General features: G+C 56.7%; 20 protein-coding genes. 14 read left to right on the top strand and 6 right to left on the bottom strand.

What is annotated here, in order from left to right; all coding sequences use genetic code 11:
- Positions 1–16 precede the first annotated feature (16 nt).
- Positions 17–1,822 carry a SulP family inorganic anion transporter gene (locus SCD_RS09975; protein ID WP_009205023.1) on the top strand — a complete coding sequence of 602 codons (1,806 nt, stop codon included), beginning with the start codon at positions 17–19 and terminating at the stop codon, positions 1,820–1,822.
- Here SCD_RS09975 and SCD_RS09980 read toward each other — a convergent pair.
- Positions 1,819–3,135, bottom strand: a complete 1,317-nt coding sequence (locus SCD_RS09980) for a citrate transporter (RefSeq protein WP_009205024.1) — start codon at positions 3,133–3,135, stop codon at positions 1,819–1,821. The two genes, SCD_RS09975 and SCD_RS09980, sit on opposite strands and share 4 nt — an antisense overlap.
- A 15-nt stretch (positions 3,136–3,150) precedes the next feature.
- Positions 3,151–3,579 carry a universal stress protein gene (locus SCD_RS09985; RefSeq protein WP_009205025.1) on the bottom strand — a complete coding sequence of 143 codons (429 nt, stop codon included), beginning with the start codon at positions 3,577–3,579 and terminating at the stop codon, positions 3,151–3,153.
- A 409-nt stretch (positions 3,580–3,988) separates the two neighbouring features.
- On the opposite strand from SCD_RS09985, the gene SCD_RS09990 reads away from it, so the two are divergent.
- The 8 genes from SCD_RS09990 to SCD_RS10025 all read left to right on the top strand — a co-directional run bounded on the left by SCD_RS09990 (position 3,989) and on the right by SCD_RS10025 (position 14,488).
- Positions 3,989–4,879 carry a tetratricopeptide repeat protein gene (locus SCD_RS09990; RefSeq protein ID WP_009205026.1) on the top strand — a complete coding sequence of 297 codons (891 nt, stop codon included), beginning with the start codon at positions 3,989–3,991 and terminating at the stop codon, positions 4,877–4,879.
- 169 nt (positions 4,880–5,048) lie between these two features.
- A complete protein-coding gene (locus SCD_RS09995) occupies positions 5,049–7,199 on the top strand; it encodes a SulP family inorganic anion transporter (RefSeq protein ID WP_009205027.1) in 2,151 nt (716 codons plus the stop codon).
- A 34-nt stretch (positions 7,200–7,233) separates the two neighbouring features.
- A complete protein-coding gene (hyfB, locus tag SCD_RS10000) occupies positions 7,234–9,243 on the top strand; it encodes a hydrogenase 4 subunit B (protein WP_009205028.1) in 2,010 nt (669 codons plus the stop codon).
- Complete coding sequence (locus SCD_RS10005) at positions 9,240–10,181, top strand: respiratory chain complex I subunit 1 family protein (protein ID WP_009205029.1); 942 nt, start codon at positions 9,240–9,242, stop codon at positions 10,179–10,181. Before hyfB ends, SCD_RS10005 begins: the two co-directional genes overlap by 4 nt.
- 1 nt (position 10,182) lies before the next feature.
- Positions 10,183–10,842, top strand: a complete 660-nt coding sequence (locus tag SCD_RS10010; protein WP_009205030.1) for a formate hydrogenlyase — start codon at positions 10,183–10,185, stop codon at positions 10,840–10,842.
- A gap of 1 nt (position 10,843) precedes the next feature.
- A complete protein-coding gene (locus tag SCD_RS10015) occupies positions 10,844–12,292 on the top strand; it encodes a hydrogenase 4 subunit F (RefSeq protein ID WP_009205031.1) in 1,449 nt (482 codons plus the stop codon).
- Positions 12,293–12,298: 6 nt separating this feature from the next.
- Complete coding sequence (locus SCD_RS10020) at positions 12,299–13,846, top strand: hydrogenase large subunit (protein WP_009205032.1); 1,548 nt, start codon at positions 12,299–12,301, stop codon at positions 13,844–13,846.
- A 108-nt stretch (positions 13,847–13,954) separates the two neighbouring features.
- The gene (locus SCD_RS10025) at positions 13,955–14,488 is read left to right on the top strand and encodes an NADH-quinone oxidoreductase subunit B family protein (protein ID WP_009205033.1); all 534 of its coding nucleotides are present in this window, start codon (positions 13,955–13,957) and stop codon (positions 14,486–14,488) included.
- Positions 14,489–14,518: 30 nt separating this feature from the next.
- Here SCD_RS10025 and SCD_RS10030 read toward each other — a convergent pair whose 3' ends face one another.
- The 3 genes from SCD_RS10030 to SCD_RS10040 form a co-directional block, all read right to left on the bottom strand.
- Entirely contained in the window at positions 14,519–15,580 is a 1,062-nt protein-coding gene (locus tag SCD_RS10030) for a carboxysome shell carbonic anhydrase domain-containg protein (protein ID WP_009205034.1), read from the bottom strand.
- Between the two features lie 75 nt (positions 15,581–15,655).
- Positions 15,656–18,295, bottom strand: coding sequence for a sensor domain-containing phosphodiesterase (locus tag SCD_RS15750; protein ID WP_009205035.1), 2,640 nt, complete (start codon positions 18,293–18,295; stop codon positions 15,656–15,658).
- 291 nt (positions 18,296–18,586) lie between these two features.
- Complete coding sequence (locus SCD_RS10040; RefSeq protein WP_009205036.1) at positions 18,587–19,582, bottom strand: LysR family transcriptional regulator; 996 nt, start codon at positions 19,580–19,582, stop codon at positions 18,587–18,589.
- A gap of 167 nt (positions 19,583–19,749) precedes the next feature.
- Between SCD_RS10040 and SCD_RS10045 the strand changes: the two genes are divergently transcribed.
- From SCD_RS10045 to SCD_RS10065, 5 genes are all read left to right on the top strand, one after another.
- Positions 19,750–21,171 carry a form I ribulose bisphosphate carboxylase large subunit gene (locus tag SCD_RS10045; RefSeq protein WP_009205037.1) on the top strand — a complete coding sequence of 474 codons (1,422 nt, stop codon included), beginning with the start codon at positions 19,750–19,752 and terminating at the stop codon, positions 21,169–21,171.
- A gap of 95 nt (positions 21,172–21,266) precedes the next feature.
- A complete protein-coding gene (locus tag SCD_RS10050; protein ID WP_009205038.1) occupies positions 21,267–21,623 on the top strand; it encodes a ribulose bisphosphate carboxylase small subunit in 357 nt (118 codons plus the stop codon).
- Between the two features lie 142 nt (positions 21,624–21,765).
- Positions 21,766–22,569: a CbbQ/NirQ/NorQ/GpvN family protein gene (locus SCD_RS10055; RefSeq protein WP_009205039.1), complete on the top strand. Its 804-nt coding sequence runs from the start codon at positions 21,766–21,768 to the stop codon at positions 22,567–22,569.
- Positions 22,570–22,647: 78 nt separating this feature from the next.
- The gene (locus SCD_RS10060) at positions 22,648–24,987 is read left to right on the top strand and encodes a nitric oxide reductase activation protein NorD (RefSeq protein ID WP_009205040.1); all 2,340 of its coding nucleotides are present in this window, start codon (positions 22,648–22,650) and stop codon (positions 24,985–24,987) included.
- Between the two features lie 137 nt (positions 24,988–25,124).
- Positions 25,125–25,427 (top strand): hypothetical protein, encoded by a 303-nt coding sequence (locus tag SCD_RS10065; RefSeq protein ID WP_009205041.1) that lies wholly within the window; start codon positions 25,125–25,127, stop codon positions 25,425–25,427.
- Positions 25,428–25,440: 13 nt separating this feature from the next.
- Here the strand turns inward: SCD_RS10065 and SCD_RS10070 are convergent, their stop codons facing one another.
- Positions 25,441–25,851, bottom strand: a complete 411-nt coding sequence (locus SCD_RS10070; protein ID WP_009205042.1) for a hypothetical protein — start codon at positions 25,849–25,851, stop codon at positions 25,441–25,443.
- Positions 25,852–25,912 lie beyond the last annotated feature (61 nt).

A 25,912-nucleotide genomic window follows, 5' to 3' on the forward strand; every position in this document is an offset into this window, starting at 1 on the left:
CGACTCCAAAATTAAGATGAGCCTCTCACTAGACAACTGCCCCTCCTGCAAACTCTGGCTGTACCGCGTATTCCCCTTCCTGCGCTGGTGGCCCATGGTCAACAAGGACTCCAACAAGGCCGACATAATTGCCGGCATTACCGGCGCCATGATCGTGCTGCCGCAGGGCGTGGCCTTCGCCACTATCGCTGGCATGCCGCCCGAATACGGCCTCTACGCCGCCATGGTGCCGGCCATCATCGCCGCCCTGTTCGGATCGAGCTGGCATCTGGTTTCAGGGCCAACCACTGCCATCTCGATCGCGGTATTTGCCGCCATGAGCCCTTTTGCCGACCCAGGATCACCCCAGTTTGTCAGCATGGTGCTCACCCTCACCTTCCTCACCGGCGTATTCCAGCTTGCGCTGGGTCTGGCACGCATGGGGGTACTGGTCAACTTCATTTCCCACACCGTGGTGATCGGCTTTACCGCAGGTGCAGCATTGCTGATCGCGGCGAGCCAGGTGAAGAGCTTTTTTGGAATTGCCATCGAGCGCGGCGCACACTTCCATGTTGTGCTCGAACAGCTGATTATGCAGTTTGACCACCTCAACCCCTATGTCACAACAGTCGGCGCGGTCACGCTGGCAACCGGCATTCTGGCCAGGAAATTTATCCCCAAAGTCCCCTATATGATCGTCGCCATGGTGGTAGGTAGCATCGTAGCTTTTCTTATCAACTTGGAATTCGGCGTCGAACTCACCAAGATCAAGACGGTGGGCGCGCTGCCGGCCCATCTGCCGCCGCTGTCGCTACCCGATTTTTCCTATGCAACCATCCACAAGGTGGTGTTCCCGGCGCTGGTGGTCACCATGCTGGCGCTAACTGAAGCGGTTTCCATTTCCCGCGCTATTGCCACCAAATCAGAACAGCGCATCGATGGCAACCAGGAATTTGTCGGCCAGGGACTGGCTAACTTGATCGGCAGCTTTTTCTCCGGCTATGCTTCTGCCGGCTCCTTCAACCGCAGCGGCGTCAACTACGCTTCTGGCGCGCAGACCCCGCTGGCAACGGTTTACGCCGCAATTTTCCTGGTACTGATCCTGCTGCTGGTCGCGCCGCTCGCCTCTTACCTGCCAAACGCTGCCATGGCCGGCATCCTGTTTCTGGTTGCATGGAGCCTGATCGATTTTCACCACATCCGCTCCATCGGCAAAACCAGCAAGGCTGAAACCGTGGTGTTGTGGGTGACCCTGATCGGCACCCTGGTTGACCTGGAAAAGGGCATTTTCTTCGGCATCCTGCTCTCACTTACGCTCTACCTGTATCGCGTTTCGCGCCCTTCTCTTATCCCAGAGGTACCGGCCAAGGAAGAAGGCGCCTACCACCTCATGGATGCCCACGGCCATCACGAATGCCCCCAGTTCCGCATTGTGCGCATCAACGGATCCATCTTCTTCGGCGCGGTGGACTATGTGCAGAATGGCTTGACCCAGATCGACGAAGCTAACCCGGATCAAAAATCGGTGATGATCATCGCCAGCGGCATCAATTTCATCGACGTGGCGGGCGCGGAAATGCTGGCCCAGGAAGCGCGCCGCCGGCGCAAACTGGGTGGCGGCCTGTATTTCTATCGCTGCAAGGATTCCATCTACAAATTCCTGCGCAAATCCGACAAGCTGGATGACATCGGCGCGGGCGCCTTCTTCCCCGCCATGTCGAACTGGATCAAGCCGATCTACAGCACCCTCAACCCGGAAATATGCCGCAACTGCAAATACCGCATTTTCCCTGAGTGCCAAACCTATTTGCCCGACGGGGAGCCGAGAACGACAGACGCTTAATGCACCTGCGTGCCACTCTGAATGGTGGGCACGGACGCCTTGTGCGGCGCGTGTGGATGCCAGCCTGCCAGGGCGAGCATGATGAAGAAGCCGATGATATAACCCAGCGCGATGTGCCAGCCATTTTTTAGCCAGGAGCCAACCGACCTGACCTCGGGAAACAGGTTAGAAAGGGCTACGCCAGCCGACGAGCCAAACCAGATCATCGACCCCCCGAAACCCACCGCATAGGCCAGCACTCCCCAGTCATATCCCCCCTGCTTCAGCGCCAGGGCAGTGAGGGGAATATTGTCAAATACTGAAGAAACGAAGCCCAGACCGAAAGCGGATTCCCACGAGGCAACAGGCAGCTTTTCCACCGGCATCATCGAAGCGCAGACCACCAGTGAGAGCAGGAACACGCTGCCCTTGGTCGCATCCGGCAGCAGACTCCATTCGGGTTTGCGCAATGGTATTGCCAGCAGAATCGCCACCCACACCGCTGCGCCAATGAACGGGAAAGCATCAGAGGATTCCGGGAACCGGGTGTTGATCATGACATTGGTAGCAATCGCAGCGACCAGTATCCAGACTACGATGCCTAGCCGTGCCCAGTCCACTTTAACCCCCGCGCTGGCGTCCTTCTGGATCGGCTGGTAGGCATGTTGCTGGCGTGCGGCGAAGAAGCCGAACAGGATCAATGCAGGAATGGCCGCCGCATAGGCGTGTATGACATCGAAAGGAGCCACGCCGTCGATCCACATCATGGTGGTAGTGGTGTCGCCCACCACGCTGCCGGAACCCCCGGCGTTGGAGGCGGCGACGATGGCGGCGAGGTAGCCGATGTGTACGCGGCGATTGAATACGCTGGCTGCCACAGTACCACCGATCAGTGCGGCGGCGATGTTATCGAGAAATGCGGACATCACGAACACCATCACCAGCAGCACAAAGGCGCCTTTCCAGTCGTCCGGCAGAAAGCGCGGCAGAACGTGTGGCACACTACTGTCCTCGAAATGACGGGCAAGAATCGCAAATCCGAGGAGCAGGCCGAGCAGGTTGGTCAGCACCACCCATTCATGTTGCATATGCACTAGCCAACCCAGCACACCCGCGCCCTCGTTGAAGCCGGTAAAACCGATTTTGTACAGCGAAATCACGAAAAGGCCGGTGAGAGCCACACTCAGCGTGTGATGGTGGAATAGAGCCACACCGAGAAGAGTGGCTGCAAACAGGATAAAGTCCAGCGGAATGCCCAGTATGACTGGCCCTTCAGCGGCGTGGGCCAGGGCCGGGAGCAGGCCGAGGATGACCCAGGTCCAGCGTTTGTCCATAAGAACCTCTTGTTATTATTTGACCAAAGTGACCGGCATACTGGAAAGATGCAACACCTTGATGGCAACCGAGCCAAGGAACAGATCGCCCAGCGCGGAGCGGCCCCGTGTGCCCATCATGATCTGGTCGCAGCCAAGTTCCTGGGCGAGGCGCGCAATGGTCGTAGCCACTTCGCCCTGCACGATGTGGGCTTGGCAAGAAATACCAGCAGCATTCAGGATGCTGCGAGCTGGAGCGATGGCCGCTTCGCCCCACTCTTTTTCCAACGTAGCAAGTTCCTCTGTCTTAATCATGCGCCGTACCATCCAATCGTCGCCGGGGGGTTGTACATTCAGCAAATGCACTTCGGCACCCTGTAACATACTGGCGATGTGAGCAAGATGGCGCGCGGCATTCGACGATCCTTCCGAGCCGTCGATGGGAAGCAGTATCTTGTAGCCCATGAAGATTTCCTTTGGTTTATTGATTGACCCAGATCAGCATGCCCAGCAGCGACCAGAGAGTAACTATGACGAGGCCGAGCATGACTAGCAGTATGATACTCATCGAAATGCCATGAAGGAAGATTAACTGGGTGTGAACAGCATGGAGACGACCCCTTCGGGTGTGTCGGCCATCCATGACTTCCCATATGGACAACACCGTTCCCATGCAGCAAGATATCGTACAAGCTGGATAATTGGACAACAACTTAATCTGTTTTCATCCTTAACATTCAACCTTGTTGCCTGCTGACAAGTGTATTGCCTGTCATCACCTAATAACGTATTTCTCCGCCGCAAAATCAGGAAGGACCCCACACACGGTACAGGCGATCCATCTATCAAGACTCTAACAAGGCAAGTACAAAAAATGCATTTTCTCCTGGCCACACTACTGACACTATCGGTGTTTTTTCCCTCTCCGTCCCATGCCATGACACCGGCAGAAACCATCCTGATTACCAACGCCGCCGAACGTGGAAGCGATGGCGCTCAATTACTGCTCGGAATCGAGTATCTATACGGTGATGGCGGCAAACCCAAAGATGCAAAACTCGCAGCCCACTGGCTGGAACTCGCCGGGGAACAAAACAATGCGGCCGCCCAGCAAATGCTTGGCGACCTTTACGAACGCGGTCTTGGCGTCCCCAGGAACCTGACATTGAGCGCAGCGTGGCGGAAGAAGGCTGCCACCCGCGGCAGCACCGACGCTCAATTTGCCCTCGGGAAAATGTATCTTTCCGGCGAGGGTGTTGAAATGAACCCGGAACAAGCCGAACGCTGGCTCAAACGCGCGGCTAAAAAAGGCAACTTCGAGGCTCGGATTCTTCTTATCAAAATTTACCAATCACGCACCTCCCATCTGCTTGAGTCGCGCGAATACGAATTGGAGGAAAATTTATTGGCGGACGCCGCACTAGAGAGTTACCAATCCGGCGTTGAATTCATGCAATTCATGGAAAAAACCATCAACGAATTTATCGAGGTTTTCCATGAACCATCGATCAATCTGCAAAAACTGGCCGAGGCAGGCGATGTCAAAAGCCAATATCGGCTAGCTACCCAATATGAAAGTGGCCATGGCGAAAAGCTGGACTATGGCAAAGCGTTATACTGGTTTCAAAAAGCAGCGAAAAATGGGAACATTATGGCCATGAAAAGCCTCGCTCACATCTATGAAAAGGGAATCGATGGCGTGACACCAGATCGAAAAACCGCTGAATATTGGACCGAAAAAGCCAAAGCAGCACAAAATCAATAAACTCGCTCCGCGATACAAGACTTCTCACATTCGGGACAAATGGGTCCATAAAGTGTTTTTATACCTTGAGCCGATTTACACTGGTATCATCTGAGGTAGTCAATAAACCATAAAAAATAAGTACGCGCCGCCTTAACACTCGGCTTTCTGCTCGATACGGGGATTCGTTATGCATCAGCTAGCACGCTTTCTTCCATTCCTGCGCTGGTTTCCTCTGCGCGGTGAAAATATCAAGGCCGACCTGATCGCCGGCATCACTGTCGCCCTGGTACTGATTCCCCAGTCCATGGCCTACGCCCAGCTTGCCGGCCTGCCACCCTACTACGGACTTTACGCAGCTTTCCTGCCCGGCATCATCGCCGCCCTGTGGGGCTCGTCAGCGCAACTGGCCACCGGCCCGGTTGCGGTGGTCTCGTTGCTGACTGCATCCGCTCTTGCTCCGCTGGCAGCTACCGGCTCCAGCCAGTTCGTCGCGCTGGCGATCATGATGGCACTGATGGTCGGCATCATCCAGCTCGCCTTAGGCGTGTTCAAACTCGGGGTGGTAGTGAATTTTCTTTCCCACCCGGTCATAGTCGGTTTCACCAACGCCGCCGCCATCATCATCGGTCTTTCCCAGCTCAACAAGCTGTTCGGGGTCTCGATGGGTCGCAGCGAACATTTTATCCAGGATATCTGGGGTGTACTGCAACAGGTCGGCGACACCCACATTCCAACATTGATCATGGGAGTTTCAGCCTTCGCCATCATGTGGGGGCTAAAAAAATTCGCCCCTAAAATGCCCGGCGTATTGATTGCCGTTGCCCTCACCACCATCGTCAGCTGGTCGATCGGCTTCGAGCACAACAGCAACGGCAAGGTCGATGAAATCATGGACGAAGATGTCAAAACGCTGGCCAATAATTTTTCCCGTATCGAAATAACAAATGACGAACTGAACAGCAAACTCAGCGAAAAATCTGCTGAACTCAAACAACATCAAAAGAGCCATGAAGGCGGCAGCCAACGCACTGCCGCTCTGAACTATGAAATTGAATTGCTCAGGCTGGAACTCAAAAATACTGAAGGTGAAAATCGCAAACTCGCCCGCTCCCTCCGAAAATTCATTTTTGAACAGGTGCCTCCTGCTAATGGCCAGCCTGCCAAACTCTATCTGACCAACCAGGTACCTGCAGGCGAAAAAACCGATGGGTATCGCTGGCGCATCAAGAAGTTCAGCAAAGGTGAACTCAAACTGGTTGGAGGCGGTGAAGTCGTGGGGGCTATTCCGGCTGGCCTTCCGCAGTTAAGCATGCCCAGTTTCAGCTGGGACATGATGTCGACACTGTTTTCCGGCGCGCTGGTGATTTCTCTGGTGGGCTTCATGGAAGCGATTTCCATCGCCAAGGCGATGGCTGCCAAGACCAAAGATCGCATAGACCCGAATCAGGAACTGATCGGCCAGGGTCTCGGGAATATCATCGGCAGTTTCAGCCAGGCTTTTCCGGCCAGTGGCTCATTTTCGCGTTCGGCAGTCAACCTGAATGCCGGCGCCCAAACCGGCATGTCTTCGGTATTTTCCGGCATCATCGTGCTGGTTACTCTGCTGTTCCTGACACCGCTACTGTATCACCTGCCTCAGGCGGTATTGGCGGCTGTAATCATGATGGCAGTCATTGGCTTGGTTAATTTCAAGGCAATCAAACACGCCTGGCAGACTCACAAACACGATGGAATTGCCTCAGCGGTCACATTCTTAGCCACGCTGGCTTTTGCGCCTCATCTCGACAACGGCATTATGGTCGGCGCAGGCTTGTCCATCATCCTGTATCTGTATCGCACCATGTCACCCCGTGTTGCTATTCTGGGTCGCTATCAGGACGGCACGCTACGCGACGCAAAAGCAAACAATTTGCCGGTCAGCGATTACATCATCGCCATCCGCTATGACGGTTCGCTGTATTTCGCCAACGTACCCTATTTCGAAGACACCCTTCTGGAGGCTGTCTCCAAAAGCCCTTGCGCCAAACACCTGCTGATCGTGTCAAATGGCATCAACCAGCTTGACGCTTCGGGCGATGAAGTTATCCACCACATGGTGGAAAGATTTCGCTCCAATGGCATCAGGGTGGTTTTCAGCGGCCTGAAAAAACAAGTCCTCAACGTCATGCAGCACTCCGGTCTGTTTGTGTATATTGGACAAGAAAATATTTTTCCCGACGAGGACAAGGCACTCGATTCAATTTACGCCGAGGTACTCGAAACCGATCCCAATGCACAATGCCGTCTGATGAAGGATCATCATATCGGCGGTGCCGATGGGGTGAAAACCTGGCTATAATGCGCAGCAATAACAAGATGCTGGAGAACCCCTCGTGATATTTGCAACCCTGCTGCCCATAGACGTCACCTTAGGTGTCATCGTCTATTGGTTGCTACTGGGCTTGGCAGGACTGCTCCTGCAAAACGGCCGCGCCATCACGAAATTTATTTTTCCAGCAGGCGCGCTGGGCTCACTGATTCTGGCGGCCGCCGCTTTGGGTAGTTTGGGCGGCGCCGTCAATGTTGCGGTTTTACCGCTCGGCCTGCCCGACCTGCCCTTCCATTTGCGTCTGGATGCTCTGTCCGCATTTTTCCTGCTACTGCTCGGCGCTTCCAGCATCGGAATTTCGCTTTATTCGGCGGGCTATTTCCGCGACATGAAGGGAATCACTCTCGGACTGTTGTGCCTGGAATACCACGTCTTCCTCGCCAGCATGGCCCTGGTTCTGATGGCGGATGATGCTTATATGTTCATGGTGGCATGGGAAACCATGGCGCTGTCCTCCTATTTCCTGGTCACCACCGACCACAAAGTGCCGGAAATTCGCCAAGCGGGCTTCATCTACCTGCTGGTCGCCCACGTTGGTGCTATCGCTATCCTGATGTGCTTTGGCGTAATGCAGGGTGGCCACGGCGATTTCACCTTCGCCGCCATGCGCGATGCGCACCTGACCGAATTCTGGTCCAGCGTCACTTTCCTGCTCGCCCTGTTCGGCTTCGGCGCTAAGGCAGGCATCCTGCCCCTCCACATCTGGCTGCCGGAAGCACACCCTGCCGCCCCTTCCCCGGTTTCGGCGCTGATGAGTGGCATCATGCTGAAAACCGCAATTTACGGCATCCTGCGGGTTTCTCTCGACCTTCTCGATGCACACATCTGGTGGTGGGGCGTGCTGGCCCTGACGCTGGGCCTGTTCACCGCACTGTTCGGTGTGATCTTCGCCGCCGTACAGACGGACATGAAACGCCTGCTCGCCTACTCCTCGATCGAAAACATCGGCATTATTCTTGTTGGCATCGGCCTCGCCCTCACCTTTCACGCCTTTGGCATGGATGCGCTGTCAGCACTGGCGCTCACCGCAACCTTGTATCACGCCCTCAACCACGCGTTCATGAAGGGCCTGCTGTTCATCGGTACCGGGGCGGTGCTGCACGCCACCGGAGAACGAAATCTCGGCAAACTGGGAGGGCTCATCCATCAAATGCCGAAACTGGCGCTGCTGATGCTGGTGGGTGCTCTCGCGATTGCCGGACTGCCCCCGCTCAACGGCTTTGTATCCGAATGGCTGCTGCTACAGGCTTTCCTGCTCTCACCGGGGCTGCCTCATTCCTATCTCAACATGCTAATTCCAGTCGCTGCGGCCGCGCTGGTCCTGGCTTCGGCGCTGTCCGGCTATGTCATGGTCAAATTCTACGGGGTGATTTTCCTTGGGCAGCCGCGCGAAAAGACACTGCACGAGGCCCACGACATTGGCATGTTTGAACGACTGGGTCTGACCTGGCTTGCCCTGGGCTGCATTCTGCTGGGGGTGTTCCCGGTATTCGTCATCCTGCTTATCGACCCCGTCACCCAAATGCTGCTTGGCCAGACCCTTGGAAGCACCGCCGCACAGACCGGCTGGCTGTTGCTCACTCCGATCCAGCCCGAACGTGCCAGCTACAGCCCGCTAATCCTGTTCCTGATCATTGTCGTCGGTGTCGTTTTCACGACTTTCGCGGTGAAGAAGTTCTATCATGGCCGCCTGCGCCGCGGCCCGGCCTGGGACTGCGGCTTTCCTGAGCAGACGGCACGAATGCAAGATACCGCCGAAGGTTTTGGCCAGCCTATCCGCCAGATTTTCGAGCCCTTCCTCGGAGTGACCCGCATCGTCCCATCCCCTTTCGACAAAAAGCCCCACTATCACGGTGAATCGCGCGACCGCCTGTGGGACCTGCTATACCTGCCGATCGCCCGAGTCACCGAAATAATCTCCGTCATGGTTGGCAAACTCCAGCACGGCCGCATCCATGTTTACCTGCTGTATAGTTTTGTCACCCTGCTCGCGCTACTGGCGTTTATCCGATGAACGGCATACTTTTACAACTCTTTCAGGACACGCTGGTAGTGTTGATCGCACCCCTGCTTCTAGGCTGGGTCAATCAGTGCCGAGCCTGGCTGCAGAATCGCAGCGGCCCTGGCGTGCTGCGGCCTTACCTGAACATGGTGAAGCTGTTTCACAAGGATGCGGTGCTGGCGCACAATGCCTCGCCGATGTTCCGCTTCCACCCTTATATCCTGTTTGCCTGTATGTGGCTGGCGGCATCCCTGGTACCAGTGATCGCGACCGACCTGCCTCTCTCCCCGGCAGTGGACGTGATCGCGCTGGTTGGCATTTTCGCCCTGGCGCGCGTCTTCGTCTCCCTGGCGGCCATGGATATCGGCACCTCATTCGGCACGCTCGGCGCACGGCGCGAAATGCTGGTTGGCTTCCTTGCCGAGCCGGCACTACTGATGGTGTTTTTCACCGCTGCCGCAATCAGCCACTCCACCTCGCTTACCACCATCGTCGAGACCCTCGCGCACAAACAGTTCGTCATCCATCCCAGCCTGGCCTTCGCCGCCGTCGCCTTCATCATGGTGCTGCTGGCAGAAAACGCGCGCATCCCGGTGGACAACCCCTCCACCCACCTCGAACTGACCATGATCCACGAGGCCATGATTCTGGAATACTCTGCCCGCCACCTTGCCCTGATCGAATGGGCGAGTGCACTCAAGCTCCTTGCATTCACTACCATCGGCATCGCTCTGTTCATGCCATGGGGAATCGCCGAAGCCGGCAACTTGAGCGCGCTACCACTTGCCTTGGTTGCCTTGTTCATCAAGCTGATGGCGGCAGGAGCCGGCCTGGCGCTGCTCGAGACCGTCTCCGCCAAGATGCGCATCTTCCGTGTACCGGAATTCATGGGTACGGCCTTTCTGCTGGCCGTTTTGGGTCTGCTCGTCCATTTCCTGCATGGAAACTGAGATGGAAAATTTCTCCGGACAACTCATCAACCTGTTTGCAGCACTGCTGCTTCTGGTCTCGTTTGCCATGTTGTCGCAGCGCCGGGTGTTGTCGCTGATCAACCTGTTTGCGCTGCAAGGGTTAATGCTCACCATCAGCACCGTGATCGTGGCCTATTCCTCGCACCAGCATCACCTTTACTACTCGGCGGCGCTGACACTGGTGCTGAAAGTCATTATCCTGCCGTGGATCCTGCACCGCCTAATACGCAAATTGAACGTCAAATGGGACGTCGAGACCTTATTCAACATCCCGACCACCATGCTGGTCGGCATCGCCCTGGTGGTATTCGCATTCAACCTGGCTGCACCGATCTCCATGATGGGAGGCGCCATCACCAAGAGCACCCTGGGAATTGCCATGGCCAGTGTACTGCTCTCTTTCCTGATGATGATCACGCGCAACAAGGCGGTGCCGCAAGTGATCGGCTTTCTCGCAATGGAAAATGGCCTGTTCTTTGCAGCTACCAGCGCCACTTACGGCATGCCAATGGTGGTGGAATTGGGCATTGCACTCGATGTGCTAGTGGGCATGTTCATCCTGGGCATTTTCTTCTTCCAGATTCGGGAAACTTTCGACAGCCTGGATTTGAAGCACATGGAAAAACTCAAGGAAGATTAACGTGGAAATTCTCTGGATACTGGTGATTCCCCTGCTCGGCGGCCTGTTGCTGGCGCTGTTCGGCAGCCAGCGCTTCGCTCCCGAGCTGAACTCCATCATGAGCTTCGGTACCTTTGTAGCCTCCGCATTCCTCACTGTCCGGGTCATTACCGACGGACCGATGACCGCACTCAGCGAGCAGTTCTTCGTCGACTCCTTCAATGTCTTCCTGGTCGCACTGACCGCCTTTGTCGCCTTTACCACCTCGCTGTTCTCGCGCCCCTACATGCGCATCGAGCAGGCACATGGCAAGCTTACCATCAACATGCTGCGTCTCTACCACAGCATGTACCAGCTATTCACCTTCACCATGCTGCTGGCACTGCTCACCAACAATCTCGGCATCATGTGGGTGGCGATGGAAGCGGCAACCCTCACCACCGTGCTTCTAGTCTCGCTCTACCGTACCCCGGCCAGCCTGGAAGCGGCATGGAAATATTTCATCCTGTGCGGCGTCGGCATCGCACAGGCGCTGTTCGGTACCATCCTGGTCTATTTTGCGGCGGAAAAAATCCTCGGCGCAGGCGGTACGGCGCTGCTGTGGACGCATCTCGACGCGGTCAAAACCCAGTTGGAACCGACCGTGCTGTCACTGGCCTTCGTATTTCTTCTGGTAGGCTACGGCACCAAAGTCGGTCTGGCGCCGCTGCACAACTGGCTACCCGATGCCCATGCTGAAGGTCCAACACCGGTTTCAGCCGTGCTTTCCGGTCTGCTGCTCAACGTCGCGCTATATGCCGTAGTGCGCTCCAAAGTATTGGTAGACGGCGCACTGGGCAACCATCTCGCCGGCAACCTGATGATGGGATTTGGATTGCTCAGTGTAGTCATGGCCGCATTCTTTCTGTCACGCCAGAAGGACGTCAAGCGCATGTTCGCCTACTCCTCGATCGAGCACATGGGTCTGATGACCTTTGCCTTCGGCATGGGCGGTCCGGTAGCGACCTTCGCCGGCATGCTGCACATGACGGTACACTCCCTGACCAAGTCGGCGATTTTCTTCGCTGTCGGCCACGCCACGCAGAAATCCGGCACCCAGCTGATGGAAAACATCCGCGGCCTGATCACGACCAACCCCACCATCGGCTGGGGATTGGCAATCGGCTCCCTGGCCATCCTCGGTATGCCGCCATTCGGCGTGTTCGCCAGCGAGTTCCTGATCATCACCACCGCCATGCACGCCTACCCGTGGACCACGCCGTTCCTGCTCGCCGCGCTGGGCGTGGCATTCGCCGCGATATTCAGCCGGGTACAGAGCATGGTCTTTGGCGAAACTACCGGCGAACGCCTGCCCCATCCGCCCGCGCTGGTCCCGGTGTTCGTGCATCTGGGATTGGTGCTTCTACTCGGCCTATATATCCCACCCTACCTGGCAGACTGGTATCGCCAAGCTGCTGCGTTGATCGGATAAAGAATCATGAGACTGGACGAATTTCCAACAAAGTTTCCCAAGCTACCCGGCGCCATGCCGATCTGGCACGGCACGGTTGATGCTGAAGAATTCCGTAACCTGTGCGAGCAGGTCGCGCGCGGCGGCGGCAAACTGATCGCGCTGTGGGGCAGCGACGAACTGGCGCAAGATGCCGGTTACGCCTTGCATGTCTCGCTGGTCACCGCCCTGGGAATGCTCTGCCTGACCCTGCCGCTTTCTGCCGAGCGCCCTTCGTACCCCAGGATCAGCGACCTGTTCCCTTGCGCCAACCGCATGCAGCGTGCCGCCGCCGACATGCTTGGTCTTCATGCCAGCGGCAGCAACGACCGCCGCAAATGGCTGCGCCACAAATCCTGGCCAAATACAGTGCACCCGCTACGCAAGAATTTTGATGGGAACACGGTATTCCCCACGGAAATAGATGGCTACCAGTTCGTAACGGTTACCGGCGATGGCGTCCATGAAATCCCGGTCGGCCCGGTACATGCCGGCACCATCGAGCCGGGCCACTTCCGTTTCTCCATCATCGGCGAGCGTGTGCTACGGCTGGAAGAGCGTCTTGGATACAAGCACAAGGGCATCGAAAAGATTTTCGAGCGCATGAACCTGGAACAGGGCGCGAAGCTCGCCGGACGCGTCAGCGGCGACAGCACCGTGGCCTATGCCTGGGCCTACGCCCAGGCAGTGGAAAGTGTCACCGGCACCACGCCATCACCCCGTGCCTTGGTGCTACGCGCTGTGCTACTCGAGCTGGAGCGCATCCACAACCACCTTGGCGACCTTGGCTACCTTGGTAACGATGTGGCACTGGCATTCGGCTTCGCCCAGTTCTGGATACTCAAGGAGGATGTGCTGCGCTTGAATGGTGAACTGTTCGGCCACCGCTACCTGATGGACAAAATCGTACCCGGCGGCGTCGCCTGCGACCTTGACGACAAGGGTTGCGAACGTATCTCTCGTGTGTTCCGGCATCTCGAACATGAGATCAATATCCTGAAAGGCATTTACGATGAACACGCCGGAGCCCAGGATCGCTTCCTCACCACTGGCCGGGTCTCGCCTGACTTGGCTGCGCAACTGGGACTGACCGGTTTGCCTGGACGGGCCAGCGGCCAAGCCTGGGATCTGCGCGCCCAATTCCCCTGCGCGCCCTATGATAGCCTCGACGTGCGCATGGCTACCCATCGCAATGGCGATGTTGCAGCCCGGGTCACGGTACGTTTCGAAGAAGTGCTGGAATCAATACGGTTAATTCGCCTGATCCTGGATCAGCTACCGGCAGGAGAGCTTCACACAACCGTCGGCGATGCACCGGAAAATGCGCTGGGGCTGGGCTGGGTGGAAGGCTGGCGCGGCGAGATTCTGATTGCGCTGCATACCGGCAAGAACAACGCGATCCATCGCCTGCACCCGCACGACCCGTCATGGCAAAACTGGCCGGTACTGGAGCACGCGATTATCGGCAACATCGTGCCGGATTTCCCGCTCATCAACAAATCGTTCAATCTGAGCTACACCGGGGTTGATTTATGAGTATTAGCTGTCTGCTCTGAGCCTTCAGCTAAACCCCGCGCGGCAAGCCGCGCACAAAACCATACTGACAGCTGATAGTTGATAGCTGCTTATTGAAAGCTGGAAACCATGTACCAGATCATCAAACAAATATTGAGCACAGGCATCAAGACCGAAGCGCCTCCGCAGCCGGACGATACACTGCGCGTGGAAATCCAGAACCTGCAGGAAAAAATCCTGCGGCAGCTTGGCAGTGCCTTGGCCATCCGCCACGTCGACGCCGGCTCCTGCAACGGCTGCGAGCTGGAAATCCACGCCCTCAACAACGCCTACTACAACATCGAAGGACTGGGTATCCATTTCGTCGCCAGCCCACGGCATGCCGACATGCTGCTAGTGACCGGGCCAGTTGCACGCCACATGGAAATTGCGCTCAAGCGCACCTACGATGCCACCCCCGAACCCAAGCTGGTGGTCGCAGTTGGCGACTGCGGCTGCGATGGCGGTCTCTTCGGCGAGAGCTACGCCAGCTGCGGAAGAATCTCTAATGTGATCCCGGTGGACATCGCGGTGCCTGGCTGCCCACCCACACCAATTGCCCTATTGCAGGGCATCCTCACCGCAGTGACTGGCGGCACCAAAAGCGGAAACGACGCAAAATAGCCGTTGTCTCTCCAGGTAAGTCCGGCCTGCTCAATCCTTACAAATCAGTTCCAGCTCGCGCGAACGCCAGTCGAGCACCGCAGTGCGTTCGTACATCCGGCCGGCGAGATCCGGGAATTCCCTGCGTATCACTTCGGCAGCAAACTGTGACAGAAACCGCGACTTGAGTTCGGCGCGCGCGCGATCCACACCGATCTCCTTGTAAGGCACCGAAGCCAGCAGCAGGAAGCCGTCGTCCGGAATACGACCGGCCGACATGTTGCTCTGGATGATGCCCGCCGCCTTGCGAATCGGGTCGGCCAGGTCCGGGCTGTAAGGGCCAATAATCAGGGCGAGGTTGGGCATATGCAGGAAATCGAAGCCGCGTCCCAGGCAGATCATCCATTCGCGGTGCTCGATATCCAGGGTGCGCTGAATATTCCGGGTTTCTATGACATGCCGAATGTTGCCGACCAGTAGCGGCAGAAGATCGCGGCTCACCCGCTCCGGCATGTCCGGGAACAGGGCTTCGAGACGCCGTCCCAGGGTGTTTTCGTCTTTTTCGGTCAGCTTCGCCACCTCCAGGGTCTCGCCGTTGTTGCCGTGCAGAACGATGGCGTCCTCGTCGGTCTCGAATCCGCACACGATCGGATAGACGGTGCTATGGCCGGTACCGAAGACATGCTCGACCTGTGCCTTGATCCCGTAGGTGTGGGCTATCGCTGCCTCGGTATCGTAGCAGAAGCCGGCGCAGCCGCGGTGCGGGTCACCCTTGGAAAAGTGGTAGGTAATCAGCATCAGCACCCGGCGTCCGGTCGTTACGATGTCCTGCACGTGGTTGGCCAGCACCTCGCCGAGATGCGGCCAGCCCAGGTTGAACATGCCGCCGAGGTTACGGATCGGCATAATGATGCCGGGCGGCGTATGGGTGGCGACGGGAATGTTGATGCGCCCGTCCATGCACTTGAGTACCACGATGTCCGTCGGGTGCTCAGCCAGGTAGCGCTCACGGGCGAGATATTCTTCAGGGCTGCAGAACGCAGCCGAGTATTTGCCCGCATGACCGAGCAGCCATTCGATGCGCTCCTGGATCGGTTTGTTGTAGGTATTCATTTTTATTCTCCCTGAACGCTTACTTTGCACCGCGATGAACGCACACGACTCCTCGCCCAACTGACAGACCCAGGATTACTTAAACAAGACCTGATTGTTCTGGAGCAGACTGTCGCACATTCCGGCCGGTACTGCCGCGCTGAAATAATGGCCCTGCATCTGACTTACGCCCAGGCCTCGAAGGTAATGCACGGTTTCAAGTTTTTCGACGCCTTCCACCACCATCTTCAGGTTGAGCGCATCAGCCATTTGCACAATGGCTTGAACGATGCGGCGGCCATCTTCTGTATCCATGCGGGATGTGAATGAAGTATCGATTTTCAGAATATCCACGGGCATTTTGTGCAATTGAGACAGTGCGGAATAGCCGGTACCGAAATCGTCGATGGCGATGGGGAACCCTGCAGCATGAAGCTCGTGCAGGCGCTTCGATTCGTAGTTAAGATCCAGAAGCGCCACGCTTTCGGTAATTTCCAGTACAACATCCTGCGGCTTAAGCCCATGATCATCGACTTTTTTCAACAGGTTCTGCACAAATGCGGGCGCAAATAATTGGAGTCGCGAGACATTGACCGAGACCTGAACGAGCTTGTTCACCTCCCGCCAGGTTTTTAGCCGTTGCAGGCTATGGTCGAATATCTGTTCTCCCAGTTCCTGAATAATGCCCAGATGTTCCGCCAGGGGGATAAAGACATCCGGCCCGACCCAGCCATTCTGATCGTCATGCCAGCGAGCCAATGCCTCGAACGTCACGATCCGTTGCGTTTCGGCATCCACCACCGGTTGATAAAACACCTGCAGTGCACCATCCTGGATGGCGCGACTGAGGCGAGTCTGTAGTTGGACATGTTCCCGATCCAGAGTCTTGTCGTGGATGTCCTGGAAAAACTGCACATTGTTGCGTCCAACGCTCTTGGCATGAAACATGGTATGGTCCGCCACACTCATCAGCGTTTCCGGGCCATCTGCATCATCCGGATAAACAGCAAAGCCGATGCTGAGCGTTATCTTGGTTTCCACGCCATCCAGGTCGATGCTATCCCGGGCCACGTCACGCAGACGCTCGGCGACACTGCGGAAGTCTTCTTCATTGTTGACATCCGGCAACAGCACGACAAATTCATCCCCACCCCAACGCGACAATGTATCGATTCCCCGCAGAACGGATTGCAGGCGCTTACTTAAAGTAACCAGTACCGCATCTCCGGCGTTATGCCCCAGCGTGTCGTTGATATGCTTGAAGTGGTCAAGATCGATAAAACCCAGCGCGACCTTGGTCTTGTTTCTCTCGGCACGTGCAATGGCCTGATGCAGGTGATCTTCAAGCAAAATGCGATTGGGTAACTGGGTTAGCGCATCGTGCAGGGCAAGCTGGGTAATACGCTGCTCCTGCAGGTGGCTCGAAGTAATGTCGCGCAGCACCCCACGCAAGGCAATGACATTCCCTTGGCGGGAGCAGTGAGCCAACAGCCGAGCCTCCACCCAAATCGGGTCTTCCTGAATGGGCAGCAGGCGAAAACGGATGACATCGGAATGTTTTTGTGCGGAAGCCAGTTGCTCGATAAGCTCGCCCAGCGATGCGCGATCATCCGGATAAATGTATTCTGACAAGGGGGTACCGAGGCACTTATTCCCATTTTCTACTGGTATGTCGCACAGCTTGCTCCAGGCCGAACTGAAGTTGAGCAGCCAGCCCTCGGGGGACAGATCGACAATCGCTTCCTCGAGCAGATTCATCGTTTCAAGCATGGACTGGCGCCGTGCTTCTTCCTGAATCAGTTCGGTCGCATCGCGTATTAGTGCTACCAGATTCTTGGCCTTCCCGGTTTCGGATGGCAGCATTTGCAGCCTTCCCATGAAGAACCTGTCTTCTTCATCGACACTCAGGGTAAATTCGAAAATTTCCCGGTTGCCACTGGCAAGCACTCGGGGCGTCGCCAGCAATATGGCCTGAGCCATGTCGTCAGGCAGGGACTGCTGCAGAGTCTTCCCTGCAAGACTGTCATTGAGCCCGAGGGAAAAGGTCTGATTGTCAGTCCAGATATTCAGAATTTGGCCCATCAGGTCGTATTCAATGACCAGGTCTTCGGTAGCGCCCACCAGCGCCCTGAGACGGGTGGCAACCACTGCCAGGCTTTGCTCGACGCGTTTTCGCACCAGAGCCAGCGCCAGGCTGTTGGCAATCGTGCATAGCACCTTGATCTCCAGCGGCAGCCAGTTGCGCGTTGTGTCGCGGCTGAACAGGCCGACAAATCCTTCCATTTCACCGCTAACCAGGAGAGGGATGCAAAGCACCGTGTGTATCTGTTGACCGGCAAAAAGGGTGGCTTCGGCCTGAGGAAGTTCGGAAATTTGTTTTGAAAGCACCATACCCACATGCAGGGTATCGGAAAGCAAAGGATAGTTCTGGTACTGAAACTCGTGGAATTTGGGGGAATCCGACAAGAGCCTGACCCCGGTGGAGGTAGACGAAGTGCAATGGAGATTTGCACAGGCCTCACCACTGTCATCGAGTTTATTAAGAAAAAGGGAGCAACAGCTCACGCCGGTGGTCTCGGCCAGCAAGCGCATGACTTCCGTCAGATTCTGCTCGCTTGCTTCTTCCAGCAGCAATCCGGCGACCATACCCAGTGTCTCGAGGTAGCCCCGGTACAAATCCAGCTCTTCGTCGGACTGAGCTGCCTCAAACTTTACCCGGCCGGGCTTAATGAACATAGAGCATTTTATCTACGCGAAGATTATAGATGAGTTGTATGTATGAAGATGTTCGGATAGTTCGCATTTTAGCAGGGCAACCGATGCATTCTACGCCATTTTTTGAGAAATATTTTAGGGCTAGCCAAGACTCTCAAGTAACCTACTTCGTGCCCTGCATCCCCTGTTCAGCACGGCAATACACTCGAAAATCTGACCCGCCAGCCAGGGGAATTCGCTGCGTACTACCTTGGCGAACTGAGCTTGGCGCGCTCACGGTCTACGTCGATCTCGACATCAGGAGCGGATAATTCAGCCAGAATTAGCGCGATCCCTCTTGGCACATTTTTTTTTGCACTTATCGTCACAGGCAAGGGCCTGAAATCCGGGAATGCACTTCATGTAACTGAGTGAGATTTTCTGGCTTTCATGTAGCAAAAAATCAAGGAAAGCCCGTGCCACCACCGTCAACTGCTTATCGCGTGCATACACCGCATACCACTGGCGTCGGATGGGAAAACCCTCGACATCCAGCACCACCAGTTCGTCCGAGCTTTTCTCCAGGGCCAGGGTATGGGCGGACAGCACAGCCACGCCCAAGCCGCCGGCAACCGCCTGCTTGATGGCCTCGTTGCTGCCCAATTCCATCCGGACCTTGAGGCTGAGCCCCTGCTCGGCGAAGAAGCGCTCGGTGGCCAGACGCGTTCCCGAGCCAGCCTCGCGCATCAGGAAAGGTTCTTCGGCCAAGCGCTTGATAGAAATATTCTTTTCCCTGGCCAGTGGATGGCCACCATGTGCCAGCACCACCAGCGGGTTTTCCAGGAAAGGCTCGACCTGCATATCCATGTGTTCGGGCGGCTGACCGAGGATGTAGAGATCGTCCTCGTTGTCCATCAGGCGCTGCAATATCCGCTCCCGGTTGGTCACCTTGAGCGATACATCGATGCCGGGATAAAGATCGCAGAATGGACCGAGCAAACGCGGCACAAAATATTTGGCGGTGGTGATCACTGCCAACCGCAGTTTGCCGGCCTTCACCCCTTTCATATCGGAAACCAGCATCTCGAAGCGCGACAGCCCGTCGAAAATCTCATGGCACACGGCAAGCAACTCGCGCCCCACCTCGGTCAGATGGATGCGCTTTCCGACCTGCTCCAGCATGGGCAGGCCGACGATATCGGTCAACTGCCTGATCTGTATCGACACGGTCGGCTGAGTCAGGTGCAGTTCCTCGGCGGCGCGAGTAAAACTCAGGTTGCGCGCAACCGCTTCGAAAACCCTGAGTTGATGCAGGGTCGCATGTTTCATTGCAATTTATCGCTCGGCATTAACATAGATAATTATCTATCGTTTATATAAGAAATCACAATTATTATTTATGATTTTACTTGATTATAGTGATACCACGCTCAAACGAGCCACAAGCTTTCCATACCGGAAAGTAACCGTTTTAACCTGAAATCAAGGAGCTTGCAATGGCAGTCAAGACCTACAACGCCGGTGTCAAAGAATACCGGCAAACTTACTGGACACCGGAATACACCCCGCTGGACACCGATATCCTTGCCTGTTTCAAAATCACGCCACAGGCTGGCGTACCCCGCGAAGAAGTTGCCGCAGCCGTTGCTGCCGAATCTTCAACCGGCACCTGGACCACGGTGTGGACCGATCTGCTGACCGACCTGGATTACTACAAGGGCCGCGCCTATCGCATCGAGGACGTACCTGGCGATGATACCTGCTTCTACGCCTTCGTGGCATACCCGATCGACCTGTTCGAAGAAGGATCCGTCGTCAACGTTCTGACTTCGCTGGTGGGCAACGTGTTCGGCTTCAAGGCACTGCGCGCATTGCGTCTGGAAGACATCCGCTTCCCGATCGCCTACGTCAAGACTTGCGGCGGCCCTCCCCAAGGTATCCAGGTTGAGCGCGACAAGATGAACAAGTATGGCCGTCCGATGCTGGGCTGCACCATCAAGCCCAAGCTGGGTCTGTCCGCCAAGAACTACGGCCGTGCTGTATACGAGTGCCTGCGCGGCGGTCTGGACTTCACCAAGGATGACGAGAACGTCAACAGCCAGCCGTTCATGCGTTGGCGCGACCGTTTCGAATTCGTACACGAAGCCACCATGAAAGCTCAGCGCGAAACCGGCGAGCGCAAGGGCCACTACCTGAACGTCACCGCTCCAACACCAGAAATGATGTACGAGCGTGCCGAGTTTGCCAAGGAAATCGGCGCACCGATCATCATGCACGATTACCTCACCGGCGGTTTGACAGCCAACACGGGTCTGGCTAACTGGTGCCGCAAGAACGGCATGCTGTTGCACATCCACCGCGCCATGCACGCCGTGCTGGATCGCAACCCGCACCACGGTATTCACTTCCGCGTCTTGACCAAAGTACTGCGCCTGTCCGGTGGCGACCACCTGCACTCCGGTACCGTGGTGGGCAAGCTGGAAGGCGACCGCGAGGCTACCTTGGGCTGGATCGACACCATGCGTGATGAATTCATCAAGGAAGATCGCAGCCGTGGCCTGTTCTTCGATCAGGACTGGGGCTCCATGCCCGGCGTGATCCCGGTTGCTTCCGGCGGTATCCACGTCTGGCACATGCCTGCACTGGTCAACATCTTCGGTGACGACTCGGTGTTGCAGTTCGGCGGCGGCACGCTGGGTCACCCCTGGGGTAACGCAGCCGGCGCAGCAGCCAACCGTGTCGCACTGGAAGCCAGCGTGGCAGCGCGTAACGAAGGCCGGAATATCGAAAAAGAAGGCAAAGATATCCTGACCAAGGCAGCCGCCAGCAGCCCTGAACTGAAAATCGCCATGGAAACATGGAAAGAGATCAAGTTCGAGTTCGACACCGTCGACAAACTGGACGTGGCACATAAATAAGCAGGTGAGGCGTGAGGGGATAGACGTGAGGCGAAAAACCTCGCATCCCCTCACCCCTCCCGCCTAACCCCTCACCCGAAATTAAGGAGCAAATCATGAGCGAAGTAATGGATTACAAATCGCGTATGTCCGACCCGGCCAGCCGCAAGTTCGAGACCTTCTCCTACTTGCCGGCCATGACTGCGGCTGAAATCAAGACGCAGGTGGAATACCTGGTTTCCAAAGGCTGGAACCCGGCTATCGAGCACGTCGAGCCGGAGTACCTGATGGATTCCTACTGGTATATGTGGAAGCTGCCGATGTTCGGCGAAACCGATGTGACCAAGGTGCTGGCTGAAGCGGAAGCCTGTCACAAGGCCAACCCCAACAACCACGTGCGTCTGATTGGTTACAACAACTTCAACCAGTCGCAGGGCGCGGCGATGGTGATTTTCCGCGGCAAGACGGTTTAAGCAGCAACGCGGTTGAGTAAATAGTAACGACCCCCGCCGCCGCAAGGCGCGGGGGGTTTCACCAAATCAGGATGCAATCTCATGAACGCCGACCCGTGTTTATCGGTTTGTTTCCTCTCCCACCCTATCAAGGAGCGTGACCATGAGCGACATCATCCAGCAGTACCGGATCGAAAAAGAACCCTACTACCGTCCCGTCTCCGACGAGGTGGAACTGTACGAAGCCGCCTACAGCGTACGCATGCCGATGATGCTGAAAGGCCCGACCGGTTGCGGCAAAACCCGCTTCGTCGAACACATGGCCTGGAAGCTGGGCAAGCCGCTGATCACCGTAGCCTGCAACGAGGACATGACTGCCTCTGACCTGGTTGGCCGATTCCTGCTGGATGCCCAAGGCACCCGCTGGCAGGACGGTCCGCTTGCCCTCGGTGCGCGTTTCGGCGCCATCGTCTATCTGGACGAAGTGGTCGAGGCGCGCCAGGACACCACGGTGGTGATTCACCCGCTGACCGACAACCGCCGCGTGCTGCCGCTGGAAAAGAAAGGCGAACTGGTCCATGCCCATCCGGACTTCCAGTTGGTGATTTCCTACAACCCCGGCTACCAGAGCCTGATGAAGGATTTGAAGCAATCCACCAAGCAGCGTTTCGGCGGCCTCGATTTCAATTACCCCGATCATGCCATCGAAACCGAGATCGTCGCCCATGAAACCGGCGTCAATGCGGAAGTGGCCGGCAAATTGGTTTCCATCGCCGAACGCGCCCGCAACCTCAAGGGGCATGGTCTGGACGAAGGCATCTCGACACGCATGCTGATTTACGCCGGCAGCCTGATCGCCACCGGGGTTGATCCGGTCAAAGCCTGTCGCGTGGCCCTGGTGCGCCCGATCACCGACGATCCCGACATGCGCGACGCGCTCGACGCGGCAGTCACCACGTTTTTCTAAGTGAGGAGACAGGAGTGAGGAGTGAGGAGTAAGAGCGGGATTTCCCCTCACTCCTATCTCCTCACTCCTCACTAAACCATGGCTATCAATCTCGAAGACTATCAGGAACTGTTAGACTCGCTTTCACCGGCATTGCAGGAAAGCTTGCATTCCGCGTGGCATGAAGCGACCAAGGTATTCAGTGCACGCGGCCTGGACAATTATCTCAAAGGCGCTGCCGCACTGAAAACCCTGGGCAAGGGCGACGATCTGATCGCCACCTGGATCGATCATGCACCGCTGGTAGCCAAGGAAATCGGCGAGGATGTCGTACCTGATCTGGTGCAGACTGCACTTGAACTGGCATCCAAAACCTCGGGTGCGGTGATCGAACTGGTTCTCAGCACTGCGCCCACGGCGGCCAACCGCCTCGGCGACGAGGTGCTGTTCCGCGCTTACCTGCAATTCCTCAATACCCTGCTGTCTCAGGCGCCGCGTGGCGTGCGCCCGATGCTGGAAAACCTGGAAAAATTATTCAGCCAGCTCACCTTGGGCGGCTTGCGCCGTTGGGCGCTATGGGGTGCGCATGCCCATCGCACCAACTACCCGGAGCAGGGAAACTATTTCAGCCTGCAATCCAAGGAATCGCTGGCCATGCTCCAGAAGGAGCGCAAGGGCACGCTGTTCATCGACGTGCAACGCCGCATCAACATGTATCTGCGCGCCCTGTGGGCACGGGATTTCTTTATGAAGCCAACTTCCGGTGACTTCGAAACGCGTGAAGGCTACCGACCCTACGTGGAGGGGTATTTCATCCACTTGCCCGACGCCTATGACGATCAAAGCGTAGGGGAAACCAAGCTGCCAGGCCTGGAAATGTACCGCGCCGCCGCCGCCCATAGCGCCGCCCATATTGTCTACACTCGCGACCCGATCTCGGCCGAGTCGCTCAATCCCTTTCAGATGGCTGTGATCAGCGTGATCGAGGATGCCCGGGTGGAAACCCTGGCGGTGCGCAAGTTCCCTGGCCTCAAGCACCTGTGGGCTCAGCTGCACACCATAGAATCCGGGCAAGGCAAGTCGGTGGGGGATTATCTCAACCGCCTGGCGCGTGCGCTGCTGGATGACAACTATCAGGACAACGATCCGTGGATCGCCCAGGGGCGGGTGCTATTCAAGCAAGCTGCAGAGAGTCTCGATACTAACCAGGTGTCCTGGGATATCGGCGTGCAGTTGGCACATGAATTCATGGCTAAGCGTATCGCTTTCAATCCGCGCAGCGACCTGCTCACCGCACCCTACCGCGATGACAACCGCTATTTCTGGGAGTTCGAAGAATTCGATTTCGAAAAGGCGATGTCGGCGGGTTACGAAGCCCCCAAGCAGGTGCGCAAGCACGTCAGCCTGATGGAGTTTGCCAATGAAATCGACGTCGAGAACGCCGGCGACGACGCGGAAGAAATCTGGGTGCTGGGCACGGAGCTCTTCCCCTACGAAGACATGGGCAAGTCCTTCAACGAACTGGAAGGAAAGGAGCCGATTTCCGAGCCCTATCATTACTCGGAATGGGATTACCAGATCCAGCTCGAACGTCCGGCCTGGGCCACGGTACTGGAAAAGCGCTCCAAGATAGGGGATTTGCAGCTGATCAACGACATCACTTCCCAGCACAAGCGTACCATCGGCCGGCTGAAGTTCCTGCTCGATGCCCTGCAACCTCAGGGGGTGACGCGTATCCGCAAGCTGGAGGACGGCGACGAGGTGGACGTCAACGCCGCCATCCGCGCCATGATCGACATCCGCATGGGGCAGCAGCCCGATCCGCGCATCATGATGCGTTCGGTGCGCAAGATACGCGACATTTCGGTGATGGTGCTGCTGGACCTGTCTGAATCCACCAACGAGAAAGTCAGCGGGCAGGACTATAGCGTACTGGACCTGCAGCGCCAGGCCACCGTGCTGCTGGCGGACGCCATCCACAAGATCGGCGACCCTTTCGCGATTCACGGCTTCTGCTCGGACGGGCGCCACAACGTCGAATATTCCCGTTTCAAGGATTTCGACCAGCCTTACAACGAAGTACCGAAATCCCGCCTGGCGGGCATGAGCGGCCAGCTTTCCACACGCATGGGTGCGGCCATTCGCCATGCCGGGCATTATCTGAAGCTGCAGAAATCAGCCAAAAAACTTCTGCTGGTGATTACCGACGGCGAACCGGCCGACGTAGATGTACGCGATCCGCAGTATCTGCGTTACGATACCAAGAAAGCGGTGGAAGAAATGGCGCGTTCCGGCGTAACCACTTTCTGCATGTCGCTCGATCCGAGAGCGGATCAATATGTTTCCCGGATTTTTGGCGCCAAGAACTACATGGTGGTGGATCATGTGGAACGGTTGCCCGAGAAGCTGCCGCTTCTCTATGCCGGATTAACACGGTAAATGTAATTATTGCTCCATCGAGCTATTTAATTTGATGTGCGGCTGCTTTCAGTGAAGGCTAACTTGCTCAAGCAAGTTAAGCCGCGAAGCGGCGACCGTAACTAAAAGCTACCACTACTTTACGCAGGACTTACACGATGACAGTACAAACTTATGTCGGTATCGATCAGGATGCCAACGCCGGCCTCACCCACCTCGGACGCATGGTACGCGACGCCTGGGTATTCGGCATCCTGCCCGAAACGGAAACCTGCGCAGGATGGGATTCGGCGCGCATGCAGAACCTGTACGAGCAGGTTTATGCCGCCTGGGAGCCCTATGCCCATCTGCCCAGCCGTCTGCCGGAAGAGTTGCGCGAGCGGCACACCCGATTTTATGCCCAGGCCATCACGACTGCCCGTGGCGAGGGATGGGACCCGGAGCTGGGCGAGGACGAATAAACTTTACCTAGCATTATCGCCGCTCGGGTGCCGGAAATTTGATTACGCGTGCCGGTCCGGCTAAGCGCCCCTTCGCGGCCAGATCGGTCAGGGCACGGGGAAGTTCAGCTTGCAGGCGTGCCATGAGCTGGGCCGCATCGGGCTGATAATAGACCGCCTGGTACGGAACCGGTTCGTCGAGCGAGGTGCGAACCTGGGGACGAAAATTCTGCCAGGCGATATCGATCCAGCATTTTCGTTCGCCATCGAGGAATACGAACTCCTCCGCATCCAGAATCGCCAGATACTGCATGGAACGGATTGGAACAAACAGACAACCGGAGGTACTGCGGGACAGCAGCGCATGCGCCAGGTTGTAGGTCGCAGCAGGCAAAAACCGGGGCTCTCGCGCTGATTCGGGGTTACGATAGCAGGTGATTTGCATGCGCACTCCTTGATTTTGGACAAGCTGCAATAATTATCCATGCTTTGCACCGCCTTGAGGA

It is taken from the genome of Sulfuricella denitrificans skB26 (genome assembly GCF_000297055.2).
In the GTDB taxonomy this organism is placed as follows: domain Bacteria; phylum Pseudomonadota; class Gammaproteobacteria; order Burkholderiales; family Sulfuricellaceae; genus Sulfuricella; species Sulfuricella denitrificans.